The 13,201-nt window shown below is 71.7% G+C and carries 14 protein-coding genes and 1 pseudogene; 1 reads left to right on the top strand and 14 read right to left on the bottom strand.

What is annotated here, in order from left to right; genetic code table 11:
• Nucleotides 1-134: 134 nt before the first annotated feature.
• Genes ACIQU3_RS30990 through ACIQU3_RS30970 form a run of 5 tightly spaced genes read right to left on the bottom strand, consistent with a single transcriptional unit; the run spans nt 135 to nt 5,739 of the window.
• Nucleotides 135-1,445 (bottom strand): DUF58 domain-containing protein, encoded by a 1,311-nt coding sequence (locus ACIQU3_RS30990; protein ID WP_403928865.1) that lies wholly within the window; start codon nt 1,443-1,445, stop codon nt 135-137.
• Nucleotides 1,445-2,434, bottom strand: a complete 990-nt coding sequence (locus ACIQU3_RS30985; protein ID WP_403928863.1) for an AAA family ATPase — start codon at nt 2,432-2,434, stop codon at nt 1,445-1,447. The genes ACIQU3_RS30990 and ACIQU3_RS30985 overlap by 1 nt, the downstream gene beginning before the upstream one ends.
• Nucleotides 2,434-3,630: a DUF4350 domain-containing protein gene (locus ACIQU3_RS30980; RefSeq protein WP_403928859.1), complete on the bottom strand. Its 1,197-nt coding sequence runs from the start codon at nt 3,628-3,630 to the stop codon at nt 2,434-2,436. The genes ACIQU3_RS30985 and ACIQU3_RS30980 overlap by 1 nt, the downstream gene beginning before the upstream one ends.
• Nucleotides 3,627-4,394 carry a DUF4129 domain-containing protein gene (locus tag ACIQU3_RS30975; RefSeq protein ID WP_403928857.1) on the bottom strand — a complete coding sequence of 256 codons (768 nt, stop codon included), beginning with the start codon at nt 4,392-4,394 and terminating at the stop codon, nt 3,627-3,629. Before ACIQU3_RS30975 ends, ACIQU3_RS30980 begins: the two co-directional genes overlap by 4 nt.
• Nucleotides 4,395-4,398: 4 nt before the next feature.
• The gene (locus ACIQU3_RS30970; protein WP_403744448.1) at nt 4,399-5,739 is read right to left on the bottom strand and encodes a glycerophosphoryl diester phosphodiesterase membrane domain-containing protein; all 1,341 of its coding nucleotides are present in this window, start codon (nt 5,737-5,739) and stop codon (nt 4,399-4,401) included.
• A 140-nt stretch (nt 5,740-5,879) separates the two neighbouring features.
• Here ACIQU3_RS30970 and mtnA point away from each other — a divergent pair, with 140 nt between their 5' ends.
• Complete coding sequence (gene mtnA / locus ACIQU3_RS30965; protein WP_403744445.1) at nt 5,880-7,028, top strand: S-methyl-5-thioribose-1-phosphate isomerase; 1,149 nt, start codon at nt 5,880-5,882, stop codon at nt 7,026-7,028.
• A 295-nt stretch (nt 7,029-7,323) separates the two neighbouring features.
• Here mtnA and ACIQU3_RS30960 read toward each other — a convergent pair whose 3' ends face one another.
• From ACIQU3_RS30960 to ACIQU3_RS30920, 9 genes and pseudogenes are all read right to left on the bottom strand, one after another.
• Complete coding sequence (locus ACIQU3_RS30960; protein WP_403928854.1) at nt 7,324-8,529, bottom strand: tyrosine-type recombinase/integrase; 1,206 nt, start codon at nt 8,527-8,529, stop codon at nt 7,324-7,326.
• Nucleotides 8,529-8,717, bottom strand: a complete 189-nt coding sequence (locus tag ACIQU3_RS30955) for a helix-turn-helix domain-containing protein (protein WP_403928851.1) — start codon at nt 8,715-8,717, stop codon at nt 8,529-8,531. Before ACIQU3_RS30955 ends, ACIQU3_RS30960 begins: the two co-directional genes overlap by 1 nt.
• Nucleotides 8,714-10,090 carry a replication initiator protein RepSA gene (repSA, locus tag ACIQU3_RS30950; RefSeq protein WP_403928848.1) on the bottom strand — a complete coding sequence of 459 codons (1,377 nt, stop codon included), beginning with the start codon at nt 10,088-10,090 and terminating at the stop codon, nt 8,714-8,716. Before repSA ends, ACIQU3_RS30955 begins: the two co-directional genes overlap by 4 nt.
• Nucleotides 10,083-10,271 (bottom strand): hypothetical protein, encoded by a 189-nt coding sequence (locus tag ACIQU3_RS30945; protein WP_391294152.1) that lies wholly within the window; start codon nt 10,269-10,271, stop codon nt 10,083-10,085. The genes repSA and ACIQU3_RS30945 overlap by 8 nt, the downstream gene beginning before the upstream one ends.
• Nucleotides 10,272-10,361: 90 nt before the next feature.
• Nucleotides 10,362-10,685 (bottom strand): SpdD-like protein, encoded by a 324-nt coding sequence (locus tag ACIQU3_RS30940; RefSeq protein WP_403928845.1) that lies wholly within the window; start codon nt 10,683-10,685, stop codon nt 10,362-10,364.
• A gap of 16 nt (nt 10,686-10,701) precedes the next feature.
• Nucleotides 10,702-10,857 (bottom strand): hypothetical protein, encoded by a 156-nt coding sequence (locus tag ACIQU3_RS30935; RefSeq protein ID WP_107057846.1) that lies wholly within the window; start codon nt 10,855-10,857, stop codon nt 10,702-10,704.
• A 13-nt stretch (nt 10,858-10,870) separates the two neighbouring features.
• Nucleotides 10,871-11,062 carry a mobile element transfer protein gene (locus tag ACIQU3_RS30930; RefSeq protein ID WP_403928841.1) on the bottom strand — a complete coding sequence of 64 codons (192 nt, stop codon included), beginning with the start codon at nt 11,060-11,062 and terminating at the stop codon, nt 10,871-10,873.
• 19 nt (nt 11,063-11,081) lie between these two features.
• Nucleotides 11,082-11,762 (bottom strand): annotated as a pseudogene (locus ACIQU3_RS30925) (DUF2637 domain-containing protein).
• 82 nt (nt 11,763-11,844) lie between these two features.
• Nucleotides 11,845-13,200, bottom strand: a complete 1,356-nt coding sequence (locus ACIQU3_RS30920; protein ID WP_403928839.1) for an FtsK/SpoIIIE domain-containing protein — start codon at nt 13,198-13,200, stop codon at nt 11,845-11,847.
• Nucleotide 13,201 lies beyond the last annotated feature (1 nt).

The raw sequence follows: 13,201 nt of genomic DNA, 5'->3' as shown, positions 1-13,201 counted from the left end.
CTGCAGGGGGGACCCTGTGGGAGAGTAGGACGCCGCCGAACAATTTTTGGGAAAACCCCGCATCTTCGGATGCGGGGTTTTCTGCGTTCAGGGCCACCTTGTAAGAGCTCCCCTCTCGGGGAGCTCGTTGATAACTACAGGCGTCCGGCTGCTTTCAAAGCCAAGTACGCGTCCGCCAAGGCCGGCGCCAGATCGTCCGGTGTGGCGTCGACGACCGTGACGCCGTGGCGGCGGAGTTGCTCCGCGGTGCGGTGACGTTCCGACTGGGCCTGGGCGGCCGCGGCGGCCTCATAAACGGCATCGACGTTTCCGCGTTCCTTGGCCATCTCGCCGATGTGCGGATCCGCCACCGAAGCCAACAGGACCGTGTGGCGTTGTGTGAGCTGAGAGAGAACCGGAAGCAGACCCTCTTCGATGGGAGCCGCGTCCAGAGTCGTGAGCAGGACGATCAGCGAACGGCGGGGAGACGCACGCAGGGCAGTCGCCGTCAGACCCCGGGCATTCGTCTCGACGAGCTCCGGTTCGAGGGTGGCCATCGCGTTGACCAGAGCGGGAAGGACGTCGCTCGCGGTTCGGCCCTGGACGAGAGCGCGGACTTTCCGGTCGTAGGCGAGGAGATCCACGCGGTCGCCGGCACGGGAGGCGAGGGCTGCGAGGAGGAGGGCCGCGTCCATGGAGGCGTCGAGGCGGGGCTCGTCGCCCACGCGGCCCGCCGAGGTGCGGCCGGTGTCGAGGACCAGGAGGATGTGGCGGTCCCGCTCGGGGCGCCAGGTGCGCACGGCGACCGTGGTCTGGCGGGCTGTGGCGCGCCAGTCGATGGAGCGGGTGTCGTCGCCTGGGACGTACTCCCGCAGGCTGTCGAACTCCGTGCCCTCCCCGCGGGTGAGGACGCTGGTGCGGCCGTCCAGTTCGCGCAGGCGGGCCAGTTTCGAGGGCAGGTGCTTGCGGCTGGTGAACGGAGGCAGGACACGCACGGTCCAAGGGGCCTTGTGGGTGCCCTGGCGGGAGAAGAGACCGAGGGGGCCGTACGAGCGGATGGTGACGCGGTCGGCCTGGCGGTCGCCCCGGCGGGTGGGGCGCAGGCGTGTGGTCACGCGGCGGCGTTCGCCCGGTGGGACCGTGAGGCGGTGGCGGGAGCCCGCTGTCTCCGTGCCGGGCTGCCAGCTGCTGGGAGGCCAGGCGTCGCGCAGCCGGGCGCGGAGGGGACGGCGGGACGGGTTGGTGATGGTGAGGGTCACGTTTGCCGTGTCGCCGAGGCGCACCGAGGTGTCGCCGGAGCGGGTCAGTCCCAGTCGGCGTACGGGGGCGGCCAGCGCGAAGTCGCATGCGCAGGCCACGGCCAGGGGTGCGTTGACCGCCAGGATGCCCGTCCAGCTGGGCTCCCAGATGCCGACGGGGAGGGAGCCCAGTGCCGCGAGGAGGGCGGCGCGTCCGGTGAGTGCCATCAGCGGGGGACGGGGACGTGGGCGAGGATCGCGTTGATGACGGAGTCGGCTGTCACGCCTTCCATCTCGGCCTCCGGGCGCAGTTGTACGCGGTGGCGGAGGGTGGGGAGGGCCAGGGCCTTCACGTCGTCGGGGATGACGTAGTCGCGGCCGGTCAGCCAGGCCCAGGCGCGGGCGGTGGCGAGGAGGGCCGTGGCGCCTCGTGGGGAGACACCGAGGGTCAGGGACGGCGACTCGCGGGTGGCGCGGCAGATGTCGACGACGTAGGCGGTGATCTCTGGGGAGACGATCGTCTTGGCGACCGCCGCGCGGGCCGCTTCCAGGTCGGCCGGGCCCGCTACGGGGCGTACGCCGGCGGCGTGGAGGTCGCGTGGGTTGAAGCCCTCGGCGTGGCGGGTGAGGACGTCGATCTCGTCCTGGCGGGAGGGGAGGGGGATGGTGAGCTTGAGGAGGAAGCGGTCCAGCTGGGCTTCCGGGAGGGGGTAGGTGCCCTCGTACTCGACCGGGTTCTGGGTCGCTGCGACCAGGAACGGGTCGGGCAGGAGGCGGGGGGTGCCGTCCACGGTGACCTGGCGTTCCTCCATGGCTTCGAGGAGGGACGACTGGGTCTTGGGGGGCGTGCGGTTGATCTCGTCGGCGAGGAGGAGGTTGGTGAAGACGGGGCCGGGCTGGAAGGAGAACTCGGCGCTGCGGGTGTCGTAGACCAGGGAGCCGGTCACGTCGCTCGGCATGAGGTCGGGGGTGAACTGGACGCGCTTGGTGTCGAGTTCGAGGGCGGAGGCGAGGGCGCGGACCAGGAGGGTCTTGGCGACGCCGGGGACGCCTTCGAGGAGGACGTGGCCGCGGCAGAGCAGGGCGACGACGAGACCGGTGACGGCGGGGTCCTGGCCGACCACGGCCTTGGCGATCTCGGCGCGCAGGGCCTCCAGGGCGTCTCGGGCGGTGCCCGGGTCCCCGGTCTGCCCGGCGTTGTCAGTGGTCGGGTCCATCATGGACGGCGTACCTCTCTTTCGAGGGCGTCGAGTCGGTCGGCGAGTGCGATGAGTGCTGCGTCGTCGCTGGGCGGTGGTCCGAAGAGAAGGGTGTGCATGTCCTGGCCGTCGCCGTGGAGGTGGGCGGACAGGGCGGGGAGCAGAGCCTCGGGCGTGTGCGCCTGGGCGACGGGGACACCGGTGAGGGGGGCGAGGCGGGTGCGGGTCGTCGAGCGGAGAGCGGTGGCCGCGCGGTCGCGGGCGTCGGTCTTGCGGTAGAGGCGGGCGCGGCCTTCGGCGGTTTCGGAGGCGCGGATCGCTACGGGGAGTTTTTCGGGCACCAGGGGGCCGAGTCGGCGTGCCCGCCAGAGGGCGGCGAGGGCTGCGGCGATGAAGAGCTGCAGGGTGCCCCAGAGCCAGCCCGAGGGGAGCAGGTCGAAGAAGCTGCGTTCGTCGTCGGGGCCGGTGGCCGGCGTGTCCGAAAGTGAGGGGAGGTACCAGACCAGATGGGGGCGGGAGCCGAGGAGTTGGAGGGCGAGGGAGGCGTTGCCCTGCTCGTCGAGGCGGTCGTTCTGGAGGATGTCGGGCGCGCCGAGGGCGATGGTGTCGCCGGTCCCCCTCTTGTCGGGGATGCGCAGCAGGGTGGCCAGGCGTTCGCTGGGGTAGCAGGTGTCGGCGCCGAGGTGGGTGGTGCTGTAGCGGACGCCGCCGGTGTCGGCCGTGCCGGCGCGCCGGGCGGCGGGCAGGGCGCAGTCGGGGGCGAGCGTCGAGTCGAGGCTGGTGGCGGGGTCGGCGGTGACGCCGGGGGCGAGCCGTTCGATGGAGGCGCTGCCGGAGGCGACCAGGACGGTGCGGCCGTGGGATTCGGCGAACGCGGCGTGGAGCCGCGTCTGTTGACCGGGCGTCAACAAGTCGGGGACGGCGACCAGGAGGGTCGTGTCCGGGCCGGCCGCGGCTGCCGCTTCGTCGAGGGTGGTGACCACGCGGGTGTCCACCCCCCGGTCGGCGAGGAGTTCGGCGATGGCGCGGCTGCCGCCGGGGTCGGCGGAGCGGGGGTCGAGTTCGCCGTGCCGGGCGTCGGAGCGGATGACGGCGATGGCGACGGCTCCTGCGAGGAGCACCACGAGGGCGAGGGCGATGCCGCGCGCGCGGGTCCACACCTGGCGGGCGGTGGGCGAGGCCGAGGTGGACGTGAGGGTGGCCTCGGTGGTCATTCGGCGGCTCCCTGGCGGGTGTGGGGGGCCGTGGCGGCGCTGCTCGTCGCGAGTTGGGGTCTGGTGCGTTCCAGTTCGCGGTCGAGTTCGGCGGTGCGGTGGTACGACTCTTCGGTCGCGGAGCGGCCGCCGTATGTGACGTCGTCGAAGTCGCGGGCGGCGGTGCGCAGTCGGTCGGTGTGGGCGGGCAGGGCGCGGCCGGCTTCGGCTGCGGCCTCGTCGGCGGTGCGGCCGGGGCGGATGTCGAGGAGGGCGCGTTCTTCGAGGGCGCGGACGACGGCCCGCATGCGTTCCTGGACGGCTTGGCTCCAGTGGCCCTGGGCGGCGTGTGCCTCGGCGGCGGCGCGGTGTTCGGCGGCGCTGCGGGGGCGGTCGTCGAACAGGGTTGCCGACGACGTGGGTTGGCGGCGTGGGGTGCCCAGGCGCCACCACAGGGCGGCCAGGACGGCGACGACGGCGACGACGATGACGACCAGGCCGAGTGTGCCGCCGGGGGCGGCGTCCGAGGCGGCGTTGAGGAGTTTGCCGAGCCACTCCCAGAAGGCGTCGAGGGCGCGCTGGAACAGGCTGGGGTCGTTCTCGTGGTACATCCGCTTGGACAGTTCGCGCCGGGCCGCCTCGCGCGCGGGGTCGCGCGGCGTGGTGAGGGGCGGCTCGTCGGCGGAGCGGGCCGCGGACAGCAGTGCGCTGTCGTGGGCGCTCAGCAGCGTCCGTATGCCGGCGCGTGGCAGCGCCGTGGTGAGAGGTTCCCCCGCCAGGATCACCGCATCAGCTCCCCGGGGTGGCGCCGGGGGCGGTGGAGCCGTAGCCCTGGACGCCGGCGGCGCGGGCCAGTTCGAGGTCGAGGGCCTCGCGGCGGATGCGCTGGTCGATGTAGAGGAGCACGGTGACACCCGCCGTGATCGGGAACGTGATCATGGAGCCGATCACCGACCCGATGCCGCTGACGATGAGGAACGTCCAGCCCAGGCTGCCGACACCGGTGTTGAGCCAGCCGGTGAGACCGTCGCCGCTGAGGGCCGCGGCGAGGAGGGTGAAGGGGATGACGATGATCGAGGCGACGACGTTCGCGATGAGCGTGGCGAGCAGCTGGATGCCGAAGATCCGCCACCAGGTGCCCTGCACGAGCTTCGCGGAGCGGCTCAGGGCCTTCTTGATGCCCTGCTTCTCCAGCATGAGGGCGGGCGAGGCGAGGGAGAAGCGGATCATCAGCCACAGGGCGACGATGCCGGCGCCGATGACGCCCAGGACGGTGAGGCCGACGCCCGCCCCGCCGTTCACGGTGATGCCGACGAGGATGCCGGGCAGGGTGCCGACGGTGACGATGCCGGCGGTGATGAGCAGCAACAGGCAGATCAGGCCGAACAGTTTGAGGACCTGGGGCCGGGCGTCCCGCCAGGCCTCGCCGATGGTCACGGGCTTGCCGAGCACGGCGCGGCTGGTGACGGTGGTGAGCAGCGCGGTCGCGATGACGGTGCCGACCAGGGAGATCACGAAGACGACGGTGGAGTTGAGCAGGGCGTCGCCCATGGCGCGGCTCAGCTCGCTGAGGCTGGCGCTGGGGTCGTTGAGGGCGTCGGTGCTGGTGTCGTCCAGGACGAGGCCCTGGAACAGGACGACGATGACCTCGGTGAGGACGGCGACGGTCAGCGAGATGCCCAGGACCGTGCGCCAGTAGGTGCGCATGGTGGAGACCGCGCCGTCGAGGATCTCGCCCACGCCGAGCGGGCGGAGCGGGATGACGCCGGGTTTGGCGGCGGGCGGGGGGCCGCCCCAGCCGCTTCCCCAGCCGTGGCCTGCGGGGGCGCCGTAGCCTCCGGGGCCCGCGGGGCCGTATCCGCCGGGGGGCCTCTGGCCCCAGCCCGGGCCGGGGGGCGGGGGCGGCGGTGCCTGGCCGGGGGCCCTCGGGCCGCTGGGGGCGGACCACTGGGCCGGGGGTGGCTGTTCCTTGGACCACTGCGGGCTCTGGCTCTGCGGGGCCTGGGCCGGCTGGTCCGCGGGCTGCGCGGGGGCGGGGCGGTCGGTGGGCTGGGCAGGGCCGGACTGGTCCGGCTTCTGTCCGTCGGACGGGGCGGATCCGGGCGAGGCCCAGCCCGGAGTGTCGTTCATCGTCGCTCCTTCACGGTGCCCGTCCGCGGTCGCGGCGGCAGGTTGGCAGCCATCGTGCCATGGGGTGGTCTTCGAGTGACCGGCCGCGGTATGGGCTGCGTACCTTCAATTGTCCGCTCGATTAGGGGCAGACTGACGGCATGGCTGATCAGTACGCGCACAGCGGCGATGACAAGCGGCCGACCGAGATCCCGGCGATCCGCTGGGAAGAGCCACCGGAAGGTCCTGTTCTGGTCCTGCTGGACCAGACGAGGCTGCCGGCCGAGGAGGTCGAACTGGTCTGTACGGATGCGTCGGCGCTCGTGGAGGCGATCCGCTCGCTTGCGGTGCGCGGGGCGCCGCTGCTCGGCATCGCGGGGGCGTACGGTGTCGCGCTCGCCGCCGTGCGGGGCTTCGACGTGGACGAGGCGGCGGCCGCGCTGGCGGGTGCCCGGCCGACCGCGGTGAACCTGGCCGTGGGGGTGCGCCGGGCGCAGTCGGCACACGAGGCGGCGCTCGCCAAGGGCGGTGACGTGCGGCATGCGGCCGCTGCGGCGCTGGCGGCGGCGCGGCAGCTGCACCGGGAGGACGCCGAGGCCAGTGGCCGGATGGCCGAGCACGGGCTGGCGCTGCTCGACGAGCTGCTGCCCGGCGGCGGGCATCGGGTCCTCACCCACTGCAACACCGGTTCGCTGGTGTCGGGCGGGGAGGGGACGGCGTTCGCGGTGGCGCTCGCGGCGCACCGGACGGGGCGGCTGCGGCGGCTGTGGGTGGACGAGACGCGGCCGTTGCTGCAGGGCGCCCGCCTGACGGCGTACGAGGCGGCTCGCAGCGGAATGGCGTACACGTTGCTCACCGACAACGCGGCGGGGTCGTTGTTCGCCGCGGGGGAGGTGGACGCCGTGCTGATCGGGGCGGACCGCATCACGGCGGACGGCTCGGTGGCCAACAAGGTCGGGAGTTATCCGCTGGCGGTGCTGGCGCGGTACCACCATGTGCCGTTCATCGTGGTGGCACCGGTGACGACGGTGGACCTGGACACGCCGGACGGGGCGTCCGTCGAGGTCGAGCAGCGGCCCGGGCACGAGGTGACCGAGGTGACGGCGCCGCAGGTGCCGGTGGTCGGTGCGGAGGCGGGCGGGGGGATTCCGGTGGCGCCGCTGGGGACGCAGGCGTACAACCCGGCGTTCGACGTGACGCCGCCCGAGCTGGTGACGGCGATCGTCACGGAGGAGGGCGTCGTGTCGCCGGTGACGGCCGAGGCGCTCGCGCAGGTGTGTGCGCGGTCCCGCGGGGTGGCGGCGGGCTGAGCCGAGCGGTGCGGGAGTCACGGAGGGTGGCCGGGCCGTAGGTGGGCTCCGGCACCCTCCTCACCCGGTTCCGGGCCCGGGATTCCGGCGCGTGGCGCCCCGGGGGGATCATCTGGGGGCGGGCGAGGGCAGACAGTGGCGCTTGCTGCGACTATGGTCACTGGCCGGTGACCTACCTCACCACTGCCTTCGCCGCTGTTATGAGAATGGGATGCTCTCACCCTGATCAACAGAAACGGCCCCCCTACCTGCGACGATGCGCGGGAAGAGGGGGCCGTGACATCCAACGGTGACATCAAGCGGCTTCTGAAACCGAGTGCGCCACCTCCAGCTCACGGATCCGGGCGGGCTGCCGAAGAAGGCGATCGAGCTGCGCGACAGCCTCAATGACATCCGGGTCCAGGGCCTCAGCGTAGATGTCCATGGTGGTTGCAATCCGGCTGTGCCGAAGAACAGCCTTGACGATCCTCGGATGCACTCGCAGGTGGACCAGGAGCGTTCCGCAGGACTTGCGGAGGCCCTTGGGGTTCATCTTGTCGAGCCCCTCCGCCTCGATGATCCGCTGCATGACCAGGTAGAAGTGCGCCGCCTGAAGCGGACGTCCGGTGCGCGTGACGAACACATGCCCGTCGGGATCATCGAACCAAGGACGTCCCCTGCTGATCGCTCGTTCCCGCAGCCAGGCTGTGCGCATACGGGCCCAGCGCAACGGGGCGATGCACTGAGCGGGCAGGGGCAGAGCAGCCTTCGAGGTCTCGGTTTTGAGATCCACGTCGACCGTGCCGGCGCTGGTTCGCTGTCGCTGTTTCTCGACCAGGATGATCCGGTTGTCCAGATCGATGTCTTTCCAGCGAAGCCCGCACACCTCGGCACGCCGCAGGCCGAGAAGGCACACCACCAGGAATGCCGGGTAGTACGGGGTGCGGCGCCGGGCAGTGGCCAGGAAGCGCAGCACGCTCACGGCATCCCAGCTCTTGCCGCTGTCCGTGGTGGCTCGCACGTGGACGAGCTTGGCCACGTTCCGAGTCACCCCGATGTCTTCGACCATCGCGGCCGTGAGAGCCGCTGAGAGCGCCCGGAGCACCCGCTTGGCGGTCTTGGCCCCTTCGTCCTCAGCAAGGCGCTGGATGACCCCGCGAAGCTCCTTCACGCCCAACTTGACCATGACCTTGGAACCCAGCCGGGGACGGAGGTGGAGCCGTACGGCCGCCTCGTAGGTTCGGTAGCTGTTGTGCGCCAGGTTCGGCTTGACGATGACCTCAAGCCAGTAGTCGAACCACTGCCCCAAGGTCATGTCACGGGTCGGGGTCGGGATGCCGCCGTTGGCACGGTCGATCAACTCACGGCGCTTGCTGTCGCACTCGTCGTAGGTCCGCCCGTACGCGTACTTGCGCTTTACAGTCCCGTCCGGCTGTGGGACGTACACGGCAGCCTGATAGCGACCGTCAGCGCGCTTTGTGACCGTGCCCGAGCCGTTCGGGTTGCGCTTGCGTCGAGGCATTATGCGGCCTCCTCCAACCGCGCTCGGATGTACTCCGCAACCGCGCTCTCCGGAATCCGTCGGCAACGCCCCTCAGTGATCGAGCGAAGGCGATTCGTGCGGATGAGGTCGTAGACCTTGGAGCGGCCGTATTTGAGCCGTGCCATGACTTCGGGCACGGTCAGCAACTCGACAGAAGACGTGGTCACGCTGCGGCTCCTTCCTGGGCGAGTTGGTCGCGTAGGGCCTCGCGGGCGGTTTCGCGGTTGAGCTGGAGGTCGCGGGCAATGGTGGCCGCGAGCGCTGATTCGCCGGGGGTGTGGCCGTGTCCGGCGTACTGCCAGTCGGCCAGCACCAGGACGGTGTCCGGCTCGCGGTCGTCCAGGCCGAGGGCGGCGTGTTCCTGGGCGGCGCGATAGTCGGCGCGTGCCTGGCGCAGGGTGCCGAGGGTGGTGGAGTAGCGGCGCGACTTGGAGGAGAAGTGGCCGCGGAAGCCGAGCATGTGTGCCCAGGCCCACAGGCGCCGTTCCGGGTAGAGCGGGTCGAGCTGCTTGCAGGCCTGGATGAGGCGGCGGGTGTGGTCGGGGACTTGGTGGCGGTCGAGTTCGGAGAGTTCGCCGATGCGGCGGTCGAGGGTTCCGGTGTTCTCGGCGGCTTTGGTGGCGTACTTGGCGACGTAGGAGGCGACGGCCTGTTCGGTGATGTCGGAGCCGTCGCCGAAGGCCTTCACGGGCCGGACGTCGAGCTGGGTGCCCCAGCGGAAGGTGCGCGCGGGCTGGTCCTCGGCGGCCGGGACGGAGACCGACGTGTAGGAGTGCGCGGCAGCTGCTCGAATTGCGTCGGCGAGGAGGTCGACAGTGGCCCAGGAGGGCGGGGCGGTCTCGGGTCCGTCGGGGCCGTCGATGCGGATCACAGCGTGGAAGTGCAGGGCCCCGCGCTTCTGGAACTCGGCAACCTTGCCGTAGGAGAGGCGGGCACACTCCTTCAGCTCCCGCTGGGTGATGCCGGCGCGGGCGGCGATCTCGCGGCGGAGCCGGTTGGTGAAGCGCTGCCAGAGCTGCCCGGCGTGGTTGTTGAACAGCACCGCGCCCGCGTAGTCATAGGTAGCCGGGTCCAGGGCGGTGCCCAGTTCTGAGGCCTCTGCGCCGTGACGAGTTCCGCAGCGGCAGACGCCCCGGTCGGGCCGGTTGTGGACCGGGCCGAAGGAGGGGGCGGTAAGGGTGGCGAAGACGCGCGGGTGGTCGCGGACGGTGACGGGGATGTCGCGCCTGTCGTCTCCGGCGAGTCCCGCGCGGATGAGGTGGTAGGTGTCCCCGGCGTAGGTCCAGGCGCAGGACGGGCAGCGGGAGGCGCGGCGGTTGCCGCAGGCGACGCGGAGGCGGCCGCCCGGCTCGTTGGCGGTGGAGTAGTGGTGGAGGGTTTCGCCGGTGGTCTTGTCCTTGTGCAGGGTCCAGCCGGTGAGGTGGATGGGGTCGGCGCAGCCGCCGGTGCGGCGGATCTGCTCGTGCCAGCGGTCGTAGTCAGAGGCCGAAGCCACCCTCAGCAGGTCGCCGAGGGTGGTCGGGTCGAGCAGGTCAGGCACGCGCAGCCTCCCGGACGCGGCGGGCGGGGATGGTGCCCTGGCCGTGGCAGGCGCGGCAGTCGATGATGAGCGTCTGCCGGTGGCCGTGCTGGTCACGGTTGCCGGTGGTGATGGCGGCGGTGGCGAAGCCGTCGCAGTTCGGGCAGATGCGGGGCGTCGGAGTGGTGGTGGGGTGCGGCATGCTGGGGGTTCCTTCCGGTTCAGTGGATCGGACAGGGACGGCGCCCGGGCGGCGGATGCTTGGCGGTATCGGAGCCGCCCGGGGGGCCGGTCAGCGTCGCTTCCTCTCCGAGGCGAGCAGCGAGCGCAGGACGACGGCGCAGACGGCGACCGAGGCGCCGGTGATGGCGACCGCCAAGAGCATGGAGATCAGGACGGCGCCGACGACCAGGACCACGGCGGTACCGCCGCCGACGAGGGCAAGCGCGGTGCCGGGGGTGAGCTGCACCGTCGGCCGAGAGAGCGCGGGGGCCGGGGCCACCGGGGCGGGCTGCGAGACCTGAGCGGCCGGGGCGATGGTGGTCGGCTCGACCACGGCGGGCGGTGTGACGTGGCCGGTCGGTGTGGGCATGGTCGGGATCTTCGGACGGAACATCAGCGGTCTCCTTCGGCTACTTGACGACGGTGTCGATCGCGGGGGCCAGGACGCTGTCGGCGAGGAGGAAGCCGCCGAGCAGCAGGACGGCGATGAGCCAGGCGGGCGGGCGGATGAGCTTGACGCCGAGGTAGCCGACGACGAGGAGCGCGAGCCAGAGCGGTACTTCCATGGCGGAGGGCCTCCTAGCGGACGCGGCAGCGGTGGGTGCGGGCGGCGAGTTGGGCGGCGGACTGGCTGGAGTAGTCGGAGGACCAGCCGCAGCGGTTAGCGGTGCACACGGCGGCGTACTTGGTCTGGCCGTGGCGGTCGCGGTGGGTGCCGATCTGCACCGGGCCGATCCGCATCACGGAGTGGAAGTGGTCACGAGCGGGCATGACGGTGTCTCCCTTCGGGTCAGGCGAGTTGGGCGGCGATGGCGTCGGCCAGCTGGGGCGGGACGCCGAGCCGGGCGCGCAGGGTGTCGGTGTCGATCGGCGAGCCGGTGCGGGCGTGGTGGTCGTCGGCGACCTTGCGGGCGTGGTCGACCAGCGCGGCCGGGACCGGCACAGCCGGAGCAGCAGCGACCGGCGCAGGCTCAGCGGCCGGAAGGGCCGGAGTGTCGTCGACCGCCGGGACCAGCTCGGGCTCACTTTCTGGTTCGGTCTCGGTGACCGGCTCGGGGTGCGGTTCGGTGGCCGGGGCTGTGGGTGCCGGCGGTTCCGGCACCGGGTCTGTGGCGGAGTGGGCGAGGAGGGTGCCGCCCATGAAGGCCAGGGCTGGCCAGGCGGCGATGAGGATGCGCAGCCATGCCGGGACGTCGGTCAGGTTGAGGAGTCCGGCGGTGGCGACGTTGGCGCCGAGCGAGGCGACCAGGGCGATGACGAACCAGCACCAGGCCAGCCGGGACGGCCCGTCGTTGCGGAGCCGCCGTCAGGAGGCGACCAGGAGCAGGTCGACGCTGATCGGGTAGGCCCAGGCTTTCCAGCCGTCCTGTCCGGCAGCGGCGGCCAGGTCGTGGAGGTGGGCGAAGGACAGCGCCCCGGCGATGGCGGCCTGGACCAGGACGGCGTCGACGCGGAGAGCAGGGCGGGCCATCACAGTTCCTTCCTGTCGTGAGGCATGGGAGGGGTAGGGACCTGGCGCGAAGTGGTCACGCCGACCGTGGAGAGGGGGAGGGTCAGGCGGTGGCGGGGGCTGTCTTGGACAGCGGCACCCGGGCCGAGGGCAACGGGCCAGCCGCGGGCCGGTAGGCGGCCAGGGCGGGAACGTCGGGGGTGCGGTCGGCGTACTTGTTGCAGAGGTTCACGGCCTGGCGCAGCGAGGTGTGCGGGGCGCGGATGCGGTGCCAGCCACCGGTGGAGTCACCGGCGATCGCGATGCCGCGTGTCTCGGCGGGGATCTGGATGGCGGCCAGGACGGCGTCCGGGGAGATGTCGCCGAAGGCCATGTTGGCGCTCGTTTCGTCGTTGACGCGGTGGGCGGTGCGGCCGGTGAGCTGGGCACGGAGCATGGTGATGCCCTTGCCGAGTTCGGAACCGAAGCGCTGCCCACAGATCTCCAGATAGATGCCGGCCGCACGGCCGAGCTGGGCGAGACGGACCAGCGCGGTGATGATTCGATCGCGGCGCTTCTCCTCCTCCCTGCTGGCGAACAGGGCGAGTTCGGCGACCTCGTCGACCAGGACCACGACCGGCACCGGGCGGATGTCGTCGGGCAGGTCCCAGATGTCGGCAGCTATCTCCGCATCCGGCACCGCGACACTGATGCGCTGCTCAGCCCGGATCAGTTGGTAGACCTCCCCCATGTGAGACACCAGGGCTTCCAGCAGTTCCAGGGCGGAGTCCGGGTTGTCGGCCAGAGCGGAGAACCTACGGGCCAGCGGGAACAGCTCGACGCCTTGCTTGCAGTCGATGCCGACCAGGGCGACGTGCTGCGGGGCGAGCCCGGCGACCAGGTTGCGCTGGTAGACGGACTTGCCGGACTCCGTGGCCCCGAGAGTCAGGCCGTGGGGGACGGCGCGGTAGTCGCGGTAGTGCACCGAGCCGTCTTCCCGCAGCGCGACCGGAACCCGCATCGGGCGCGTGTCGGTCTTGGCGGGCATCTGGACCTGCTTGAGCACGTCGTATCCGGTCATCCGCACCTCAACGACGCCGGAGCGGACTTCGCGGGAGGTCACGCCGTACATCCCGAAGGAGTGGCGCAGCCGGTCCGTGGCCGCCGACACGTCGAAGGCGTCCTGACCGGGACGGAGCTTGAGACGCAGGACCAGGCCGGTCCGGGTCGGCCGTAACCGCAGGATGCGCGGCACACGGGACTCCGGCACCGGACGGTTGGCCACCCGGGCCAGAGCCAGCCGCCAGCGCGAGGGAGGGACCGTCAGGCCGCAGGCATCCATGACCGAGGCGTAGCGGACCAGGACCCGCACCGTGGCGAGGAGGACGCCGAAGGTCAGCCAGTACCAGGCGGGGCGCCGCCACCGCAGGAGACCCGCAGCGGCGACGACCACAACCACAGCGACCATGAACCAGGTCATG

Source organism: Streptomyces sp. NPDC101110, from assembly GCF_044759525.1.
Classification (GTDB): domain Bacteria; phylum Actinomycetota; class Actinomycetes; order Streptomycetales; family Streptomycetaceae; genus Streptomyces.
Note: the sequence above shows the minus strand (reverse complement) of the source record. Positions and strands in the feature narration are given on the sequence as shown.

Excerpts from the sequence above, each read along its gene's own strand:
- ACIQU3_RS30990 (WP_403928865.1), bottom strand. The coding sequence starts at position 1,445 with ATGGCACTCACCGGACGCGCCGCCCTCCTCGCGGCACTGGGCTCCCTC.
- ACIQU3_RS30985 (WP_403928863.1), bottom strand. The coding sequence starts at position 2,434 with ATGGACCCGACCACTGACAACGCCGGGCAGACCGGGGACCCGGGCACC.
- ACIQU3_RS30980 (WP_403928859.1), bottom strand. The coding sequence starts at position 3,630 with ATGACCACCGAGGCCACCCTCACGTCCACCTCGGCCTCGCCCACCGCC.
- ACIQU3_RS30970 (WP_403744448.1), bottom strand. The coding sequence starts at position 5,739 with ATGAACGACACTCCGGGCTGGGCCTCGCCCGGATCCGCCCCGTCCGAC.
- mtnA (WP_403744445.1), top strand. The coding sequence starts at position 5,880 with ATGGCTGATCAGTACGCGCACAGCGGCGATGACAAGCGGCCGACCGAG.
- ACIQU3_RS30960 (WP_403928854.1), bottom strand. The coding sequence starts at position 8,529 with ATGCCTCGACGCAAGCGCAACCCGAACGGCTCGGGCACGGTCACAAAG.
- ACIQU3_RS30945 (WP_391294152.1), bottom strand. The coding sequence starts at position 10,271 with ATGCCGCACCCCACCACCACTCCGACGCCCCGCATCTGCCCGAACTGC.
- ACIQU3_RS30940 (WP_403928845.1), bottom strand. The coding sequence starts at position 10,685 with ATGTTCCGTCCGAAGATCCCGACCATGCCCACACCGACCGGCCACGTC.
- ACIQU3_RS30935 (WP_107057846.1), bottom strand. The coding sequence starts at position 10,857 with ATGGAAGTACCGCTCTGGCTCGCGCTCCTCGTCGTCGGCTACCTCGGC.
- ACIQU3_RS30930 (WP_403928841.1), bottom strand. The coding sequence starts at position 11,062 with ATGCCCGCTCGTGACCACTTCCACTCCGTGATGCGGATCGGCCCGGTG.
- ACIQU3_RS30920 (WP_403928839.1), bottom strand. The coding sequence starts at position 13,200 with ATGACCTGGTTCATGGTCGCTGTGGTTGTGGTCGTCGCCGCTGCGGGT.